Origin of the sequence: Brevibacterium album DSM 18261, from assembly GCF_000426445.1 — a bacterium.
GTDB classification, from domain to species: Bacteria; Actinomycetota; Actinomycetes; order Actinomycetales; family Brevibacteriaceae; genus Brevibacterium; species Brevibacterium album.
The window spans coordinates 564,953-579,975 of sequence record NZ_KE384526.1; the positions used below are offsets into that span (position 1 = coordinate 564,953).

Sequence of the window (15,023 nt, forward strand, 5' to 3'; positions counted from 1 at the left end):
TCACTTACCAGCCTTTCCGACCTTGCGGCGGACGTTCTCGCCGGCGTAGCGCACGCCCTTGCCCTTGTAGGGCTCGGGCTTCCGCAGCTTGCGGATGTTCGCGGCGACCTCGCCCACCTGCTGCTTGTCGATGCCGCTCACGGTCACCTTCGTCTGGCCCTCGACCGAGAACGAGATCCCGGCCGGCGGGTCGACGGTGATCGAGTGGCTGTAGCCGAGGGCGAACTCGAGGCTCTGGCCCTTGGCCTGCACGCGGTAGCCGGTGCCGACGATCTCGAGGGACTTCGAGTACCCCTCGGTCACGCCGATGACCATGTTGTTGACGAGCGTACGGGAGAGACCGTGCAGGGCGCGGGACTCACGGGCGTCGTCGGGACGGGTGACGAGCACCTGGCCCTCCTCGAGCGCGACCGAGATCGGCTCCCGGACCTCGACCGAGAGCTCGCCCTTGGGGCCCTTGACCTTCACGTTCTGACCGTCGATGGTGACATCGACGCCGGCAGGGACGGAGACGGGCAGCTTGCCGATGCGTGACATAGTGTCTTCTCCTTCCCTTACCAGACGTAGGCGAGGACTTCTCCGCCCACGCCCTTCTTGGCCGCTTGCTTGTCGGTGAGCAGACCCGAGGAGCTCGAGATGATGGCGATGCCGAGGCCGCCGAGCACCTTGGGAAGGCTGTTCGACTTCGCGTAGACGCGCAGGCCCGGCTTCGACACGCGGCGGATGCCGGCGATCGAACGCTCGCGGTTGGGTCCGAACTTCAGGTCGAGCTCGAGCTTCTTGCCCACCTCGGCGTCGGAGACGCGCCAGTCGGCGATGTAGCCCTCGCTCTTGAGGATCTCGGCGATGGAGGACTTGAGCTTGCTGTAGGGCATGCTCACCTCCTCGTGGTAGGCCGAGTTCGCGTTGCGCAGACGCGTGAGCATGTCTGCGACGGGGTCGGTCATAGTCATTGGGCACTAGCCCTTCCTCGTCGCGGTTTCCGTCCCCCGCCCCCGCTTGCGCGGGGGCGGGGCGGACCTGCGACGTAGAGGTATCAGTTGGTCTTGAAGGGGAAGCCGAGGTGGCGCAGCAGGGCGCGTCCCTCGTCGTCCGTCTTCGCGCTTGTCACGATCGTGATGTCCATGCCGCGGACGCGGTCGATGGAATCCTGATCGATCTCGTGGAACATCGACTGCTCGGTCAGACCGAACGTGTAGTTCCCGTTGCCGTCGAACTGGCGGTCCGACAGTCCGCGGAAATCGCGGATGCGGGGCAGCGCCAGCGAGATGACGCGGTCGAGGAACTCCCACATCCGGGCTCCGCGCATCGTCACGTGTGCGCCGATCGGCTGCCCCTCGCGCAGCTTGAACTGCGCGATGGACTTCCGGGCCTTGGTGACGACGGGCTTCTGGCCCGTGATGAGGGTGAGGTCGCGGATGGCGCCCTCGATGAGCTTGGAGTCACGCGCCGCGTCACCCACGCCCATGTTCACGACGACCTTGGTCAGACCGGGGATCTGCATGGGATTCGCGTAGGCGAACTCCTCCTGCAGCTTGCCGACGATCTCATCGCGGTAGACCGCCTTGAGGCGGGGTGCCGGGCGGGTCTGGGTGCTCTCGGTCATCAGATGTCCTCCCCGGTACGGCGCGAGACGCGCACGCGGACCTTGCGAGTGCGGCCGTCGCGCTCGACGGTCTCCTCACGGTAGCCCACGCGGGTCGGCTTGTTGTCCTTCGGGTCCACGAGCATCACATTCGAGATGTGGATGGGGGCCTCGTGGATCTCGATGCCGCCGGCGGTCGCGCCGGAGGCGGTCTGGCTGGGCTTGCGGTGCTTCGACACGCGGTTGACGCCCTCGACGAGGACGCGGTTCCGCTCGGGGTAGACCTCGAGGACCTTGCCCTGCTTGCCGCGGTCGCCGCCGCGCGAGGCACGTGCTCCGGCGATCACCTGGACGAGGTCGCCCTTCTTGATCTTGAGCTTCGCCATGATCAGATCACCTCCGGTGCCAGCGAGACGATCCTCATGAACTTCTTGTCGCGCAGCTCGCGGCCCACGGGCCCGAAGATGCGCGTGCCGCGGGGCTCGCCGTCGTTCTTGAGGATGACCGCTGCGTTCTCGTCGAAGCGGATGTAGGAGCCGTCGGGACGACGGCGCTCCTTCTTGGTGCGGACGATGACGGCCTTGACCACATCGCCCTTCTTCACGTTGCCGCCGGGGATGGCGTCCTTGACCGTTGCCACGATCGTGTCGCCGATGCCGGCGTAGCGTCGACCGGAGCCGCCGAGGATACGGATGGCCAGGATCTCCTTGGCACCCGTGTTGTCGGCGATCTTCAGTCGCGACTCCTGCTGGATCACTTCTTCTCTCCTGTCGTCACGTCGGTTCTCGCCCCGGCGACGCGGGGCCGCCGGGGCGAGCCTGACGGAACGGATATGGGCTTGATTCGCACCGCTGACCCCGGGTTCCCGGTGGCCGCCTTCGGAGAGAGCGGGACCGGGAGGGACCGGGGCTTATGCGGCGCCGATCACTTGGCGCGCTCGATGATCTCCACGAGCCGCCAGCGCTTCGACGCCGAGAGCGGACGAGTCTCGGACACACTCACGAGGTCGCCGATGCCGGCTGTGTTCTCCTCGTCGTGGACCTTGATCTTGCTGGACGTGCGCAGAACCTTGCCGTACAGGCGGTGCTTCTTGCGGTCCTCGATCTCGACGACGATGGTCTTGTCCATCTTGTCAGAGACGACGTAGCCGCGGGCGCTCTTGCGAGTCGCGCGCTCGACCGGTGTCTGAGCCTGGTCGGACATCAGTTCTCCTCTTCCTTCGCTGCGGACGGATCCTGGCGGATCGCGAGCTTGCGCTCGTTCAGCACCGTGTAGATCCGTGCGATATCGCGGCGGACGGCCTTGAGCCGGCCGTGGTTCTCCAGCTGGCCGGTCGCCGTCTGGAACCGGAGGTTGAACAGCTCGGCCTTAGCCTTCTTCAGCTCCTCGACGAGGCGTTCGTTGTCGAAGCCGTCGAGGGCGTCCATCGAGAGGTCCTTGGAACCGATCGCCATTCTCATTCACCACCTTCGCGCCGCACGATGCGGGCCTTGAGCGGAAGCTTGTGGATCGCCAGGCGCAGGGCCTCGCGTGCGACTTCCTCGGACACACCGGCGAGCTCGAACATCACTCGGCCGGGCTTGACGTTCGCGACCCACCACTCCGGCGAGCCCTTGCCGGAGCCCATGCGGGTCTCGGCGGGCTTCTTGGTCAGCGGACGGTCCGGGTAGATGTTGATCCAGACCTTGCCGCCGCGCTTGATGTGGCGCGTCATGGCGATACGAGCCGCCTCGATCTGGCGGTTCGTCACGTATGCCGGTGCGAGGGCCTGGATGCCCCACTCACCGAACGTGACCTCGGTGCCGCCCTTCGCCATACCCCGGCGCTTGGGGTGGTGCTGCTTGCGGTGCTTGACACGGCGTGGGATGAGCATGCGTCAGCCCTCCGATCCTGCCGCGGCCGCGGGAGCGGCCTCGGCTGCGTTCTCAGTGTTCTTGGGCGCGCCCTCGCCGCGTCCGCGTCCGCGTCCGCCGCGGCCGCGTCCACGGGCTGCGCCGCCACCGCCGCGGGGACCGCGGCCGGACGGCTGTGCCGCCTCCTGCGCCGCGAGCTCCTTGTCGGTGAGGTCGCCCTTGTAGATCCACACCTTCACGCCGATCCGGCCGAAGGTGGTGTGCGCCTCGAAGAAGCCGTAGTCGATGTTCGCACGGAGGGTGTGCAGCGGCACGCGGCCCTCGCGGTAGAACTCGGAACGGCTCATCTCAGCACCGCCGAGGCGGCCGGCGCACTGCACGCGGATGCCCTTGGCACCTGCGCGCTGCGCGCTCTGGATGGCCTTGCGCATCGCGCGGCGGAAGGCCACGCGGGACGCGAGCTGCTCGGCGACGCCCTGTGCGACGAGCTGGGCGTCGACCTCGGGGTTCTTGACCTCGAGGATATTCAGCTGGATCTGCTTGCCGGTGAGCTTCTCGAGCTGACCGCGGATGCGGTCGGCCTCGGCGCCGCGGCGGCCGATCACGATGCCCGGACGGGCGGTGTGGATGTCGACGCGCACGCGGTCACGGGTGCGCTCGATGTTCACGCGGGAGATGCCCGCGCGCTCAAGGCCCGTGCTCAGCAGCTGGCGGATCTTGATGTCCTCGCCCAGGTAGTCCTTGTAGCGCTGACCCTCCTTGTTGGAGTCAGCGAACCACTTCGAGCGGTGATCCGTCGTGATTCCGAGACGGAATCCGTTCGGGTTGATCTTCTGACCCATCAGCGGTTCCCCTTCCGGCCGGCCGGGATGTCGTCGCCGGAGCCGAGCACCACCGTGATGTGGCTGGTGCGCTTGTTGATACGTCCGGCGCGTCCCTGGGCACGGGGACGGAACCGGCGCATGGTCGGTCCCTCGTCCACGAATGCCTGGGTGATGACCAGTTCGTCCTCGTCGAACGACTCGCCGAGCTTCTCCGCCTGCTGCCGCGCATTGGCGATGCCGGAGGCGACGAGCTTGTAGAGCGGCTCGGATGCGGACTGCTCCGCGAACTTGAGCACTGCGAGGGCTTCCGTTGCCTGCTGACCACGAACGAGGTCGACGACACGGCGAGCCTTCTGGGGCGTCACACGCAGGTAGCGTGCCTTCGCCTTGGCTTCCATCGTTTCCTTCTTCCTTCTGATGAGGAGACTGCGCAGGTCCTCCGCCTCAGCGGCGGCGGCCCTTGCGGTCGTCCTTGTCGTGGCCGCGGAACGTCCGCGTCGGTGCGAATTCGCCGAGCTTGTGCCCGACCATGGACTCGGTGACGAACACCGGCACATGCTTGCGTCCGTCGTGCACGGCGATCGTGTGACCCAGGAAGTCCGGGACGATCATCGAGCGGCGGGACCAGGTCTTGATGACGTTCTTGGTGCCCTTCTCGTTCTGAGCAGCAACCTTCTTGTAGAGGTGCTCGTCGACGAAGGGGCCCTTCTTGAGACTGCGAGGCATAGTTCAGGCTCCCTATCAGCGCTTCTTGCCGGTGCGACGGCGACGCACGATGTACTTGTCGCTTTCCTTGTTCGGACGGCGCGTGCGGCCCTCCGGCTGGCCCCAGGGGCTGACCGGGTGACGACCGCCGGACGTGCGTCCCTCGCCACCGCCGTGCGGGTGGTCGATCGGGTTCATCACGACGCCGCGCACCGTGGGGCGCTTGCCCTTCCAGCGCATGCGGCCGGCCTTGCCCCAGTTGATGTTCGACTGCTCGGCGTTGCCGACCTCGCCGACCGTGGCACGGCAGCGCGCGTCGACGTTGCGGATCTCGCCGGACGGCATGCGCAGCTGCGCGTAAGGGCCGTCCTTCGCCACCAGCTGCACGGAGGCGCCGGCGGACCGGGCGATCTTCGCGCCGCCGCCGGGGCGGAGCTCCACGGCGTGCACGACGGTGCCGACGGGGATGTTCCTCAGCTGCAGGCTGTTGCCGGGCTTGATGTCGGCCTCGGGACCGGCTTCGATCCGATCGCCCTGCCTGAGCTTGTTCGGAGCGATGATGTAGCGCTTCGCTCCGTCCGCGTAGTGCAGGAGCGCGATGCGGGCGGTCCGGTTCGGGTCGTACTCGATGTGCGCGACGCGGGCCTCGATGCCGTCCTTGTCATGGCGACGGAAGTCGATGACGCGGTACTGGCGCTTGTGACCGCCGCCCTGGTGGCGGGTCGTCACACGACCGGCTGAGTTGCGTCCGCCTTTTTTCGGGAGGGGACGAAGAAGCGACTTCTCCGGGGTGGAGCGGGTCACTTCGACGAAGTCGGCGACGGAGGCGCCGCGGCGCCCCGGTGTCGTCGGCTTGTGCTTACGGATTCCCATTCTCTTTCAATCCTTACGTTCGCTCGGGCGACTCAGAGAGCGCCGCCGCCGAAGATGTCGATGTCGCCTTCCTTGAGGCTGACGATCGCACGCTTCGTGTCGATGCGCTTGCCGATGCCGAAGCGGGTCCGGCGAGTCTTGCCCTGACGGTTGAGGGTGTTCACCTTCGCGACCTTCACGGAGAAGATCGACTCGATCGCGTACTTGATCTCCGTCTTGTTCGCACGGGGATCGACGAGGAAGGTGTACTTCCCCTCGTCCATGAGGGCGTAGGTCTTCTCGGACACCACGGGAGCGATGATGATGTCGCGCGGGTCCTTGATGGTGACAGTGCTCACTTCGCGTCCTCCTCAGAGCTCGCCGCAGCCGCACCGGCGGTGCGGGCGAGGAAGGCTTCGAGCGCTGCAGCCGTGAAGACCACGTCGTCGGACATCAGCACGTCGTACGTGTTGAGGGACTCGACGTTGAGGACGTGGACGCGCGGGAGGTTGCGCACGCTCAGGTAGTTCACGTCGTCCTCGCGGGTGAGCACGACGAGCTTGTTCTTCCGATCGCTGAGCGCGCTGAGCGCGGCGCCGGCCGCCTTGGTGGAGGGCTTCTCGCCCTCGACCAGGGTGGTCACGACGTGGACGCGGTCGAGGCGCGCGCGATCGGACAGGGCACCGCGGAGAGCGGCGGCCTTCATCTTCTTGGGGGTGCGCTGCGAGTAGTCGCGCGGAACCGGGCCGTGCACGATGCCGCCGCCCGCGTACTGCGGGGCGCGGATCGAGCCCTGGCGGGCGTTGCCCGTGCCCTTCTGGCGGTACGGCTTCCTGCCGCCGCCGGACACCTCTGCGCGGGTCTTCGTCTTGTGCGTGCCCTGGCGCGCGGCCGCGAGCTGCGCGACGACGACCTGGTGGATGAGCGGCACATTGGTCGGCACATCGAACACGGAGCCGGGGAGCTCGGCGGTGCCGGTCTTGGCGCCGGCCGCGTCCACGACGTCGATGGTCTTGGTGTCAGCCATGATCAGGCCTCCTTCGCTGCGGAGCGAACGAGAACGACTCCGCCCTTAGGACCGGGAACGGCGCCCTTGATGAGCAGCAGGCCGTTCTCGGCGTCGACAGCGTGAACCGTGAGGTTCTGGGTCGTGTGCTTGACAGCACCCATGCGACCGGCCATCCGCATGCCCTTGAACACGCGACCGGGGGTCGCAGCGCCTCCGATGGAGCCGGGCTTGCGGTGATTGCGGTGCTGGCCGTGCGAGGCGCCCACGCCCTTGAAGCCGTGGCGCTTCATGACGCCGGCGGTGCCCTTGCCCTTGGTCTTCGCGGTCGCATCGACCTTGGCGCCGGCGGAGAACACCTCAGCGGTGATCTCCTGGCCGAGCTCGTACTCGCCCGCATCGGCGGTGCGGAGCTCGACGAGGTGACGGCGCGGGGCGACCCCGGCCTTCTCGAAGTGGCCGGCGGAGGGCTTGTTGACCTTGCGCGGGTCGATCTCACCGAAGCCGATCTGCACGGCGGTGTAGCCGTCGACCTCCTCGGTGCGGATCTGCGTCACGACGTTCGGTGCGGCCTGCACCACGGTGACCGGGACGAAGTTGCTGTTCTCGTCCCACACCTGGGTCATGCCGAGCTTGGTGCCCAGGATGCCCTTGACGCTGCGGGTGGTGGGGAGTGCCTTGGAGCGTGTGTTCGCCATGTCCTCCCCCTCAGAGCTTGATCTCGATGTTGACGTCGTCGGCGAGGTCGAGTCGCATGAGCGAGTCGACGGCCTTCGGCGTCGGGTCCACGATGTCGATGAGGCGCTTGTGCGTGCGCATCTCGAAGTGCTCGCGGCTGTCCTTGTACTTGTGCGGCGAACGGATGACGCAGTACACGTTCTTCTCCGTCGGCAGCGGCACCGGTCCCACGACCGTGGCACCCGCGCGCGTGACCGTGTCCACGATCTTGCGCGCAGCGCTGTCGATGACAGCGTGGTCGTACGACTTGAGCCGGATGCGGATCTTCTGTCCCGCCATGGCGTCGTCTCTTCCTTTCGTTCTTCCCGGCCATCAACGCACTCCTGTGACGGATGAGCGTCTGTGCCGGCTTGACGTGACCGCCCCCGAGGTCGGGCGTGTCGCCCTTGCTTCTCGGCGCGGGCACACTCGTGCAACGGCTGCCCGGCCGAACCCGGTTCCGCCCAGCGCAGGCTGAGCCCAGATTCAACGGCCGGTGATGTCCCGGAGCCGTTCGCGGCCGTAAGGACCGCAGTGCAGGGGCAGTGGCCCCGGAACGCAACTTGACTATCTTGGCACAGGCCGCGCGCGGCCCGCAAACCCGGAGGCCTCCCCCGAGCCGGAAGGTGACCGGCGCCTCGCCGCGACGGTGACGCCGACCACGCGCGGAGCGCGGGCCGGTCCGGCGACAGCAGAGGGCCCCGGGACGGATCCCGGGGCCCTCATGATGTCCTCACTGATCAGCAGGGCTGCTCAGCGAAGCAGTCGCGCATCGCGCACTGTGATGTCAGATCACTCGATGATCTTCGTCACGCGGCCGGCGCCCACCGTGCGTCCACCCTCGCGGATGGCGAACTTGAGGCCGTCCTCCATGGCGATCGGCTGGATGAGCTCGACCGACATGTCGGTGTTGTCGCCGGGCATGACCATCTCGGTGCCCTCGGGCAGCGTGATGACGCCGGTGACGTCCGTCGTGCGGAAGTAGAACTGCGGACGGTAGTTCGAGTAGAACGGGTTGTGACGGCCGCCCTCGTCCTTGGACAGGATGTAGACCTGGCCCTCGAACTTCTTGTGCGGGGTGATCGAACCCGGCTTCACGATGACCTGGCCGCGCTCGACCTCGTCGCGCTTGGTGCCGCGGAGGAGGAGGCCGACGTTCTCACCGGCGCGCGCGTCGGGGAGGGTCTTGCGGAACATCTCGATCGCGGTGACGGTCGTCTTGGAGGAGGTCTCCTTGATGCCGACGATCTCGATCTCCTCGTTGGGGAGCAGCACGCCGCGCTCCACACGACCGGTCACGACGGTGCCGCGGCCGGTGATGGTGAAGACGTCCTCGACGGGCATGAGGAACGGCTTGTCGATGTCGCGCTCCGGCTCGGGAACGTTCTCGTCGACGGCCTCCATGAGGTCCTCGACGGACTTGACCCACTTCTCGTCGCCCTCGAGCGCCTTGAGAGCGGAGACCTGGACGACGGGAGCGTTGTCGCCGTCGAAGTCCTGCGAGGAGAGCAGATCGCGCACCTCGAACTCGACGAGCTCGAGCAGCTCCTCGTCCTCGACCATGTCGGACTTGTTGAGAGCCACGACGATGTAGGGCACGCCCACCTGGCGAGCGAGCAGCACGTGCTCGCGCGTCTGCGGCATGGGGCCGTCGGTGGCGGCGACCACGAGGATCGCGCCGTCCATCTGCGCCGCACCGGTGATCATGTTCTTGATGTAGTCGGCGTGACCCGGAGCGTCGACGTGCGCGTAGTGGCGCTTCTCGGTCTGGTACTCGACGTGCGAGACGTTGATCGTGATGCCGCGCTGCTTCTCCTCAGGTGCGTTGTCCACCTGGTCGAAGGCCTTCGCCTCGTTGAGATCCGGGTACTTGTCCGCCAGCACCTTGGTGATCGCCGCGGTAAGGGTCGTCTTACCGTGGTCGACGTGACCGATGGTGCCGATGTTGACGTGAGGCTTGGTCCTGTCGAATTCGGCCTTTGCCACTGGGTTCCTCCTGATGAGTGGTTGCAGGATATGCCGTTCATATCCTAGAACCTGACTTGGGTGGTTTGTCGACGACGGCGGGCAGCGCCCCTGTGAGGAGTTTCACCCGCCGCCGTCACGGACGGGAGAGCGTCACTCTCCGCCGCGGGTCTTCTGGATGATCTCGTCGGCGACGTTCTTGGGAACCTCGCCGTAGCTCTTGAAGACCATCGAGTACACGGCGCGGCCCTGCGTCTTGGAGCGCAGGTCGCCGATGTATCCGAACATCTCCGAGAGGGGCACATCGGCCTTGACGACCTTGATGCCCGTCGCATCCTCCATCGACTGGATCTGCCCGCGACGCGAGTTCAGATCGCCGATCACATCGCCCATGTACTCCTCGGGCGTGCGCACCTCGACGTCCATCACGGGCTCGAGGAGCACGGGGCTGGCCTTCGGCACAGCCTCCTTCAGCACCATCGAGCCTGCGATCTTGAACGCCATCTCCGACGAGTCCACGTCGTGGTACTGGCCGTCGAGCAGCGTGGCCTTGATTCCCACGAGCGGGTACCCGGCCAGCACGCCCAGCTGCATGGCATCCTGGATGCCCGCATCGACGCTGGGGATGTACTCGCGCGGAACACGGCCGCCGGTGACGGCATCGTGGAACTCGTAGATCTTGTCGCCCTCGACCTCCATCGGCTCGATGGAGACCTGGACCTTCGCGAACTGACCGGAGCCGCCGGTCTGCTTCTTGTGGGTGTAGTCCACCTTCTCGACCGCGCGACGGATCGTTTCGCGGTAGGCGACCTGCGGCTTGCCGATGTTCGCCTCGACCTTGAACTCGCGCTTCATGCGGTCCACGAAGACGTCCAGGTGCAGCTCGCCCATGCCGCCGATCTCCGTCTGCCCGGTCTCCTCGTTGAGGTTGACCGTGAAGGTGGGATCCTCCTTCACCAGCTTCTGGATGGCGGTGCCGAGCTTCTCCTGGTCGCCCTTGGTCTTGGGTTCGATCGAGACGAAGATGACGGGCTCGGGGAACGACATCGACTCGAGCACGATCGGCTGCTGCGGGTCGCACAGCGTATCGCCGGTCGTGGTCTCCTTGAGCCCGATGAATGCGTAGATGTGGCCGGCGAAGGCCTCATCGACGGGGTTCTCCTTGTTGGAGTGCATCTGGAAGAGCTTCCCGACGCGCTCCTTCTTCCCGTTCGTCGTGTTGACCAGCTGGTCGCCGGTCTTCACCGTGCCCGAGTACACGCGCACATAGGTGAGCGAGCCGAAGAACGGATGCGTCGCGACCTTGAACGCCAGCGCCGCGAACGGGCCGTCCTTGCGGGGCTCGCGCGTGATGACCTCGTCCTCCTTGCCGGGGACGTGGCCCTCGACGGCGGGGACGTCGAGCGGCGAGGGCAGGTAGTCGATGACCGCGTTGAGCATGGGCTGGACGCCCTTGTTCTTGAACGCGGAACCGCACATGACGGGGAACGCCGCGGAGTCGATCACGAGCTGGCGGATGCCCGCCTTGATCTCGTCCTTGGTGAGCTCGCCCTCCTCGAGGTACTTCTCCGTGAGCTCGTCGCTGGCCTCGGCGACGTCCTCGATGAGCTGTGCGCGGTACTCCGCGGCACGCTCGCGGAGATCCTCGGGGATCTCCACGGTGGTCATGTCCTGGCCCTTCTTGGACTCGTCGGGCCAGATGTAGGCCACTTCCTCGATGAGGTCGACGACGCCGGCGAAGTCGTTCTCCGCGCCGATCGGCAGCTGGATCACGAGGGGCTTGGCACCGAGGCGGTTCTTGATGGTGTCGACGGTGTAGTAGAAGTCCGCACCGAGCTTGTCCATCTTGTTGACGAAGCAGACGCGGGGCACGTCGTACTTGTCGGCCTGACGCCAGACGGTCTCCGACTGGGGCTCCACGCCCTCCTTGCCGTCGAAGACGGCGACGGCACCGTCGAGCACGCGCAGGGAGCGCTCGACCTCGACCGTGAAGTCGACGTGGCCCGGGGTGTCGATGATGTTGATCTGGTTGTCTTCCCAGTAGCACGTCGTCGCGGCGGACGTGATCGTGATGCCGCGCTCCTGCTCCTGCTCCATCCAGTCCATCGTCGAGGCGCCGTCGTGCGTCTCGCCGAGCTTGTAGTTCACACCGGTGTAGTAGAGGATGCGTTCCGTCGTCGTCGTCTTGCCGGCATCGATGTGGGCCATGATGCCGATGTTGCGGACCTTCTTGAGGTCGCTGAGCACGTCAAGTGCCACGGTGTCTCTCTCTCGTGTCGATCGCGTCGATCGCGCCCCTCCGCAGCGGGCGGTGGCCCGCTGCGGAGGACCACGGCTGGTTCACCAGCGGTAGTGTGCGAAGGCCTTGTTGGACTCGGCCATCTTGTGGGTGTCCTCGCGGCGCTTCACAGCGGCACCGAGGCCGTTGGCGGCATCCATGATCTCGTTCTGGAGCCGGTCGGTCATGGTCTTCTCGCGACGCTGCCGGGAGTAGCCCACGAGCCAGCGCAGAGCGAGCGTGGTGGAGCGGTTCGCGCGCACCTCGACCGGCACCTGGTAGGTCGCGCCGCCGACGCGGCGGGAGCGGACCTCGAGCGAGGGGCGGATGTTGTCGAGCGCCTTCTTGAGCGTGACGACCGGGTCCTGACCGTTGAGCTTCTCACGCGTGCCCTCGAGGGCCGCGTAGACGATGCGCTCGGCGGTGGACCGCTTTCCGTCCAGCAGCACCTTGTTGATGAGCTGCGTGACGAGCGGCGAGCTGTAGACCGGGTCGATGACGACCGGTCGCTTGGGTGCGGGGCCCTTGCGCGGCATTACTTCTTCTCCCTCTTGGCTCCGTAGCGGCTGCGGGCCTGCTGACGGCCCTTGACTCCCTGGGTGTCCAGCGAGCCGCGCACGATCTTGTAGCGGACGCCGGGGAGGTCCTTCACACGACCGCCGCGGACGAGCACGATCGAGTGCTCCTGGAGGTTGTGGCCCTCACCGGGGATGTAGGCCGTGACCTCGATCTGGCTCGAGAGCTTCACGCGGGCGACCTTGCGGAGCGCCGAGTTGGGCTTCTTGGGGGTGGTCGTGTACACGCGGGTGCACACGCCGCGCCGCTGCGGGCTGCCCTTGAGGGCAGGCGTCGCGTTCTTCGCGGCCTTGTCCTGCCGTCCCTTGCGGACGAGCTGCTGAATAGTGGGCACTGAGATGTTCTCCGATGCTTCTCGCTGTTGCTAATCCCGGGCCGTCGCGCACGAGGCGGACGCCGCCCTGCCCGAGCATGTCCCTCCGTCACCAGGTGAAGCTGCCGCCTGATGCCGGTGTCCGCATGGCCCCACTCCACCCGAGGTCGGGTGTGTCGGATTCTGCGAACCGCGCACAGTCCGCCCTTGCGAGCGGTGGTGCGCCCCGTTCTCCACGGTCACCGCCGCTTCCCGAGCGTGCGGGGCTCGGAGACGTCCTCCGGTTCCGCGCTCCGGGAGGGAGCGCAGGGCCGGGTCCGTGGCGGTCGCGCGCGAGACGCGGGCACGACTGTCCGCACGAGACAGTCGGATAGAGATTATCGCGGTGCAAGCCGTGCGGTCAAAGCGATGTGGCGCACCGCTCACACCGTGCGCGGCGCGGGGCCGGCGCGCGCACTCGGTAGGGTGGTGCCATGAGCGAGATCCAGCCCGGTTCAGCCGGTGAGCCGCCGGAGGGTGCGGACGGCGCCGCACCCGTCCCCGCGCGTCGCCGCCGCCTGCGCGCCGGCGACAGCGAGCGGGAGGGGGTGCTCGAGGTGATCAGCCGCGCGCACGCCGCGGGTCGGCTGGACGCCGATGAGGTCGACGAACGGCAGAACGCGATCCTCAGGGCCAAGTTCGTCGACGAGCTGCCCGAGCACATCGACGATCTGCCCGAGGGCGCGGAGCTCGCGGCCGTGCTCGAGGCGCAGGCCGACGCGGCCTCGGGCACGGCCCCGCCCGCGCGCCCCTCCCCCGGCGCCGCCCTCGCACCCGCGGGGAGACTGGGCGGGTCCTCCCCGCGGGGCGAGATCCTCCCCGCCGCGCCGGGCGGCGGAGCCGAGCGCACGACCGTCGCCATCATGGGCGGCTCCGAGGTCTATGTCGAGCAGGGCACGCCCCTCGTGCGCAGCTTCGCGCTCATGGGCGGCAGCGAGATCCGCCTCTCCGATGTGCTCGGCCCCGGCGTGCAGGTGGTCGTCGAGACGTATGCGATGTGGGCGGGCAACGAGATCTACGTGCCGCCGGGCGTCAAGGTCGTCGACGAGACCGTCAACATCATGGCCGGCAACGACATCGGGAAGAGCGCCCGCGGGGACGGCTCCAACGGCGTCCTCGTGCTCCGCGGGTTCAGTCTGATGGCGGGCAACGAGGTGCTCCTCGACCCCGACTGGACGCCGCCGCAGCTGGAGCGCTGAGGCCGCCGGGGCGCCGGGGCCGGGGGCACGCGAGAGGGAGGAACGGGCATGCGGATCGGGATCATGACCTCGGGTGGTGACGGGCCGGGGCTCAATGCGGTCATCCGCGGGGCAGTGCGCAAGGGCGTGCGAGTGCACGGAGCCGAGTTCCTCGGGATCCGCGACGGCTGGCGGGGGCTCCTCGAGGACGACCTCGTGCCGCTGCCCACCACCGCGGTGCGCGGCATCTCCGGGCGCGGGGGCACGATCATCGGAACCTCGCGCACGCACCCGTACTCCGGCGGCGGACCCGCGCGGATGCGCGAGGTCATGGCGGCGCGCGGGATCGACGCCGTCATCGCCGTCGGGGGCGAGGGCACGCTCGCCGGCGCTGCGCGGCTCGCCGACGACGAGGGCCTGCCCGTCGTCGGCGTGCCCAAGACCATCGACAACGATCTCGACGGGACGGACTTCACCTTCGGCTTCGACAGCGCCGCCGCCGTCGCGACGGAGTCCATCGACCGCCTGCGCACCACGGCGGAATCGCACCATCGGTGCATGGTCGTCGAGGTCATGGGGCGCAATGTGGGCTGGATCGCCCTCCACGCGGGCATGGCGGCGGGCGCGCACGCCGTCCTCATCCCCGAGTTCCCGGTCTCCACGGAGCAGGTGTGCGCGTGGGTGCGCTCGGCCCGCGACCGCGGACGGGCGCCGATCGTGGTGGTCGCCGAGGGCTTCGTGCCGGAGGACCGCGACGAGGCCGTGGCGGTCCGCGGCACAGCGGCCGACGGCAGACCCAGGCTCGGCGGGATCGCCGACGAGCTGGCGCCGCTCATCGAGGAGCGCACCGGCATCGAGACCAGGTCCGCCGTGCTGGGGCACCTGCAGCGCGGTGGCGCTCCCACCGCCTACGACCGCGTGCTGTCCACGCGCCTCGGCATGGCCGCGGCCGATATGGCGGTGGAGCGCGCGTGGGGGCAGATGGCCTCGCTGGCCGGCACCGAGATCGTCCGCGTCCGCGTGGCCGACGCGGTGGACCGCCTCAAGCGCGTGCCCCTCGAGCGCTGGGAGGAGATGCAGGTCCTCCTGGGGTGAGCCGGCCGCCGGCGGGGTGCGCGCACCGGGCGTCAGC

22 protein-coding genes are annotated in these 15,023 nt (G+C 67.8%); 2 read left to right on the forward strand and 20 right to left on the reverse strand.

Annotated features, from left to right (window positions below; all coding sequences use genetic code 11):
* From rplF to rpsL, 20 genes are all read right to left on the reverse strand, one after another.
* A complete protein-coding gene (rplF, locus tag K318_RS0116180) occupies nt 1-537 on the reverse strand; it encodes a 50S ribosomal protein L6 (protein ID WP_029090250.1) in 537 nt (178 codons plus the stop codon).
* Between the two features lie 17 nt (nt 538-554).
* Nucleotides 555-953: a 30S ribosomal protein S8 gene (rpsH, locus tag K318_RS0116185; RefSeq protein ID WP_029090251.1), complete on the reverse strand. Its 399-nt coding sequence runs from the start codon at nt 951-953 to the stop codon at nt 555-557.
* 83 nt (nt 954-1,036) lie between these two features.
* Nucleotides 1,037-1,606 carry a 50S ribosomal protein L5 gene (rplE, locus tag K318_RS0116190; RefSeq protein ID WP_029090252.1) on the reverse strand — a complete coding sequence of 190 codons (570 nt, stop codon included), beginning with the start codon at nt 1,604-1,606 and terminating at the stop codon, nt 1,037-1,039.
* Nucleotides 1,606-1,971: a 50S ribosomal protein L24 gene (rplX, locus tag K318_RS0116195; protein ID WP_029090253.1), complete on the reverse strand. Its 366-nt coding sequence runs from the start codon at nt 1,969-1,971 to the stop codon at nt 1,606-1,608. Before rplX ends, rplE begins: the two co-directional genes overlap by 1 nt.
* 2 nt (nt 1,972-1,973) lie before the next feature.
* Entirely contained in the window at nt 1,974-2,342 is a 369-nt protein-coding gene (rplN, locus tag K318_RS0116200) for a 50S ribosomal protein L14 (protein WP_029090254.1), read from the reverse strand.
* A gap of 167 nt (nt 2,343-2,509) precedes the next feature.
* Nucleotides 2,510-2,788 (reverse strand): 30S ribosomal protein S17, encoded by a 279-nt coding sequence (rpsQ, locus tag K318_RS0116205; RefSeq protein ID WP_029090255.1) that lies wholly within the window; start codon nt 2,786-2,788, stop codon nt 2,510-2,512.
* The gene (gene rpmC, locus K318_RS0116210) at nt 2,788-3,039 is read right to left on the reverse strand and encodes a 50S ribosomal protein L29 (RefSeq protein ID WP_029090256.1); all 252 of its coding nucleotides are present in this window, start codon (nt 3,037-3,039) and stop codon (nt 2,788-2,790) included. The genes rpsQ and rpmC overlap by 1 nt, the downstream gene beginning before the upstream one ends.
* A gap of 2 nt (nt 3,040-3,041) precedes the next feature.
* Nucleotides 3,042-3,458, reverse strand: coding sequence for a 50S ribosomal protein L16 (rplP, locus tag K318_RS0116215; RefSeq protein ID WP_029090257.1), 417 nt, complete (start codon nt 3,456-3,458; stop codon nt 3,042-3,044).
* Between the two features lie 3 nt (nt 3,459-3,461).
* Nucleotides 3,462-4,280 carry a 30S ribosomal protein S3 gene (rpsC, locus tag K318_RS0116220; RefSeq protein ID WP_029090258.1) on the reverse strand — a complete coding sequence of 273 codons (819 nt, stop codon included), beginning with the start codon at nt 4,278-4,280 and terminating at the stop codon, nt 3,462-3,464.
* Nucleotides 4,280-4,660 carry a 50S ribosomal protein L22 gene (rplV, locus tag K318_RS0116225; RefSeq protein WP_029090259.1) on the reverse strand — a complete coding sequence of 127 codons (381 nt, stop codon included), beginning with the start codon at nt 4,658-4,660 and terminating at the stop codon, nt 4,280-4,282. Before rplV ends, rpsC begins: the two co-directional genes overlap by 1 nt.
* A gap of 46 nt (nt 4,661-4,706) precedes the next feature.
* Entirely contained in the window at nt 4,707-4,988 is a 282-nt protein-coding gene (gene rpsS, locus K318_RS0116230) for a 30S ribosomal protein S19 (RefSeq protein WP_029090260.1), read from the reverse strand.
* Nucleotides 4,989-5,003: 15 nt separating this feature from the next.
* Nucleotides 5,004-5,840, reverse strand: coding sequence for a 50S ribosomal protein L2 (rplB, locus tag K318_RS0116235; RefSeq protein ID WP_029090261.1), 837 nt, complete (start codon nt 5,838-5,840; stop codon nt 5,004-5,006).
* A 32-nt stretch (nt 5,841-5,872) separates the two neighbouring features.
* Complete coding sequence (gene rplW / locus K318_RS0116240; RefSeq protein ID WP_029090262.1) at nt 5,873-6,178, reverse strand: 50S ribosomal protein L23; 306 nt, start codon at nt 6,176-6,178, stop codon at nt 5,873-5,875.
* Nucleotides 6,175-6,846 carry a 50S ribosomal protein L4 gene (gene rplD / locus K318_RS0116245; RefSeq protein ID WP_029090263.1) on the reverse strand — a complete coding sequence of 224 codons (672 nt, stop codon included), beginning with the start codon at nt 6,844-6,846 and terminating at the stop codon, nt 6,175-6,177. The genes rplW and rplD overlap by 4 nt, the downstream gene beginning before the upstream one ends.
* Nucleotides 6,847-6,848: 2 nt before the next feature.
* A complete protein-coding gene (rplC, locus tag K318_RS0116250) occupies nt 6,849-7,523 on the reverse strand; it encodes a 50S ribosomal protein L3 (protein ID WP_035282184.1) in 675 nt (224 codons plus the stop codon).
* Nucleotides 7,524-7,533: 10 nt separating this feature from the next.
* Nucleotides 7,534-7,842 carry a 30S ribosomal protein S10 gene (rpsJ, locus tag K318_RS0116255; RefSeq protein ID WP_009379191.1) on the reverse strand — a complete coding sequence of 103 codons (309 nt, stop codon included), beginning with the start codon at nt 7,840-7,842 and terminating at the stop codon, nt 7,534-7,536.
* A 492-nt stretch (nt 7,843-8,334) separates the two neighbouring features.
* Nucleotides 8,335-9,528: an elongation factor Tu gene (gene tuf / locus K318_RS0116260; RefSeq protein ID WP_029090265.1), complete on the reverse strand. Its 1,194-nt coding sequence runs from the start codon at nt 9,526-9,528 to the stop codon at nt 8,335-8,337.
* Nucleotides 9,529-9,660: 132 nt separating this feature from the next.
* Nucleotides 9,661-11,766: an elongation factor G gene (gene fusA, locus K318_RS0116265; protein WP_029090266.1), complete on the reverse strand. Its 2,106-nt coding sequence runs from the start codon at nt 11,764-11,766 to the stop codon at nt 9,661-9,663.
* Between the two features lie 81 nt (nt 11,767-11,847).
* Nucleotides 11,848-12,321, reverse strand: a complete 474-nt coding sequence (gene rpsG, locus K318_RS0116270; RefSeq protein WP_029090267.1) for a 30S ribosomal protein S7 — start codon at nt 12,319-12,321, stop codon at nt 11,848-11,850.
* Complete coding sequence (gene rpsL, locus K318_RS0116275) at nt 12,321-12,695, reverse strand: 30S ribosomal protein S12 (protein WP_029090268.1); 375 nt, start codon at nt 12,693-12,695, stop codon at nt 12,321-12,323. The genes rpsG and rpsL overlap by 1 nt, the downstream gene beginning before the upstream one ends.
* Before the next feature lie 452 nt (nt 12,696-13,147).
* On the opposite strand from rpsL, the gene K318_RS22640 reads away from it, so the two are divergent.
* Together K318_RS22640 and K318_RS0116285 are read left to right on the forward strand one after the other, a co-directional pair.
* Nucleotides 13,148-13,912: a DUF1707 SHOCT-like domain-containing protein gene (locus tag K318_RS22640; RefSeq protein WP_084500340.1), complete on the forward strand. Its 765-nt coding sequence runs from the start codon at nt 13,148-13,150 to the stop codon at nt 13,910-13,912.
* 48 nt (nt 13,913-13,960) lie between these two features.
* A complete protein-coding gene (locus K318_RS0116285) occupies nt 13,961-14,986 on the forward strand; it encodes a 6-phosphofructokinase (protein ID WP_029090269.1) in 1,026 nt (341 codons plus the stop codon).
* Nucleotides 14,987-15,023 lie beyond the last annotated feature (37 nt).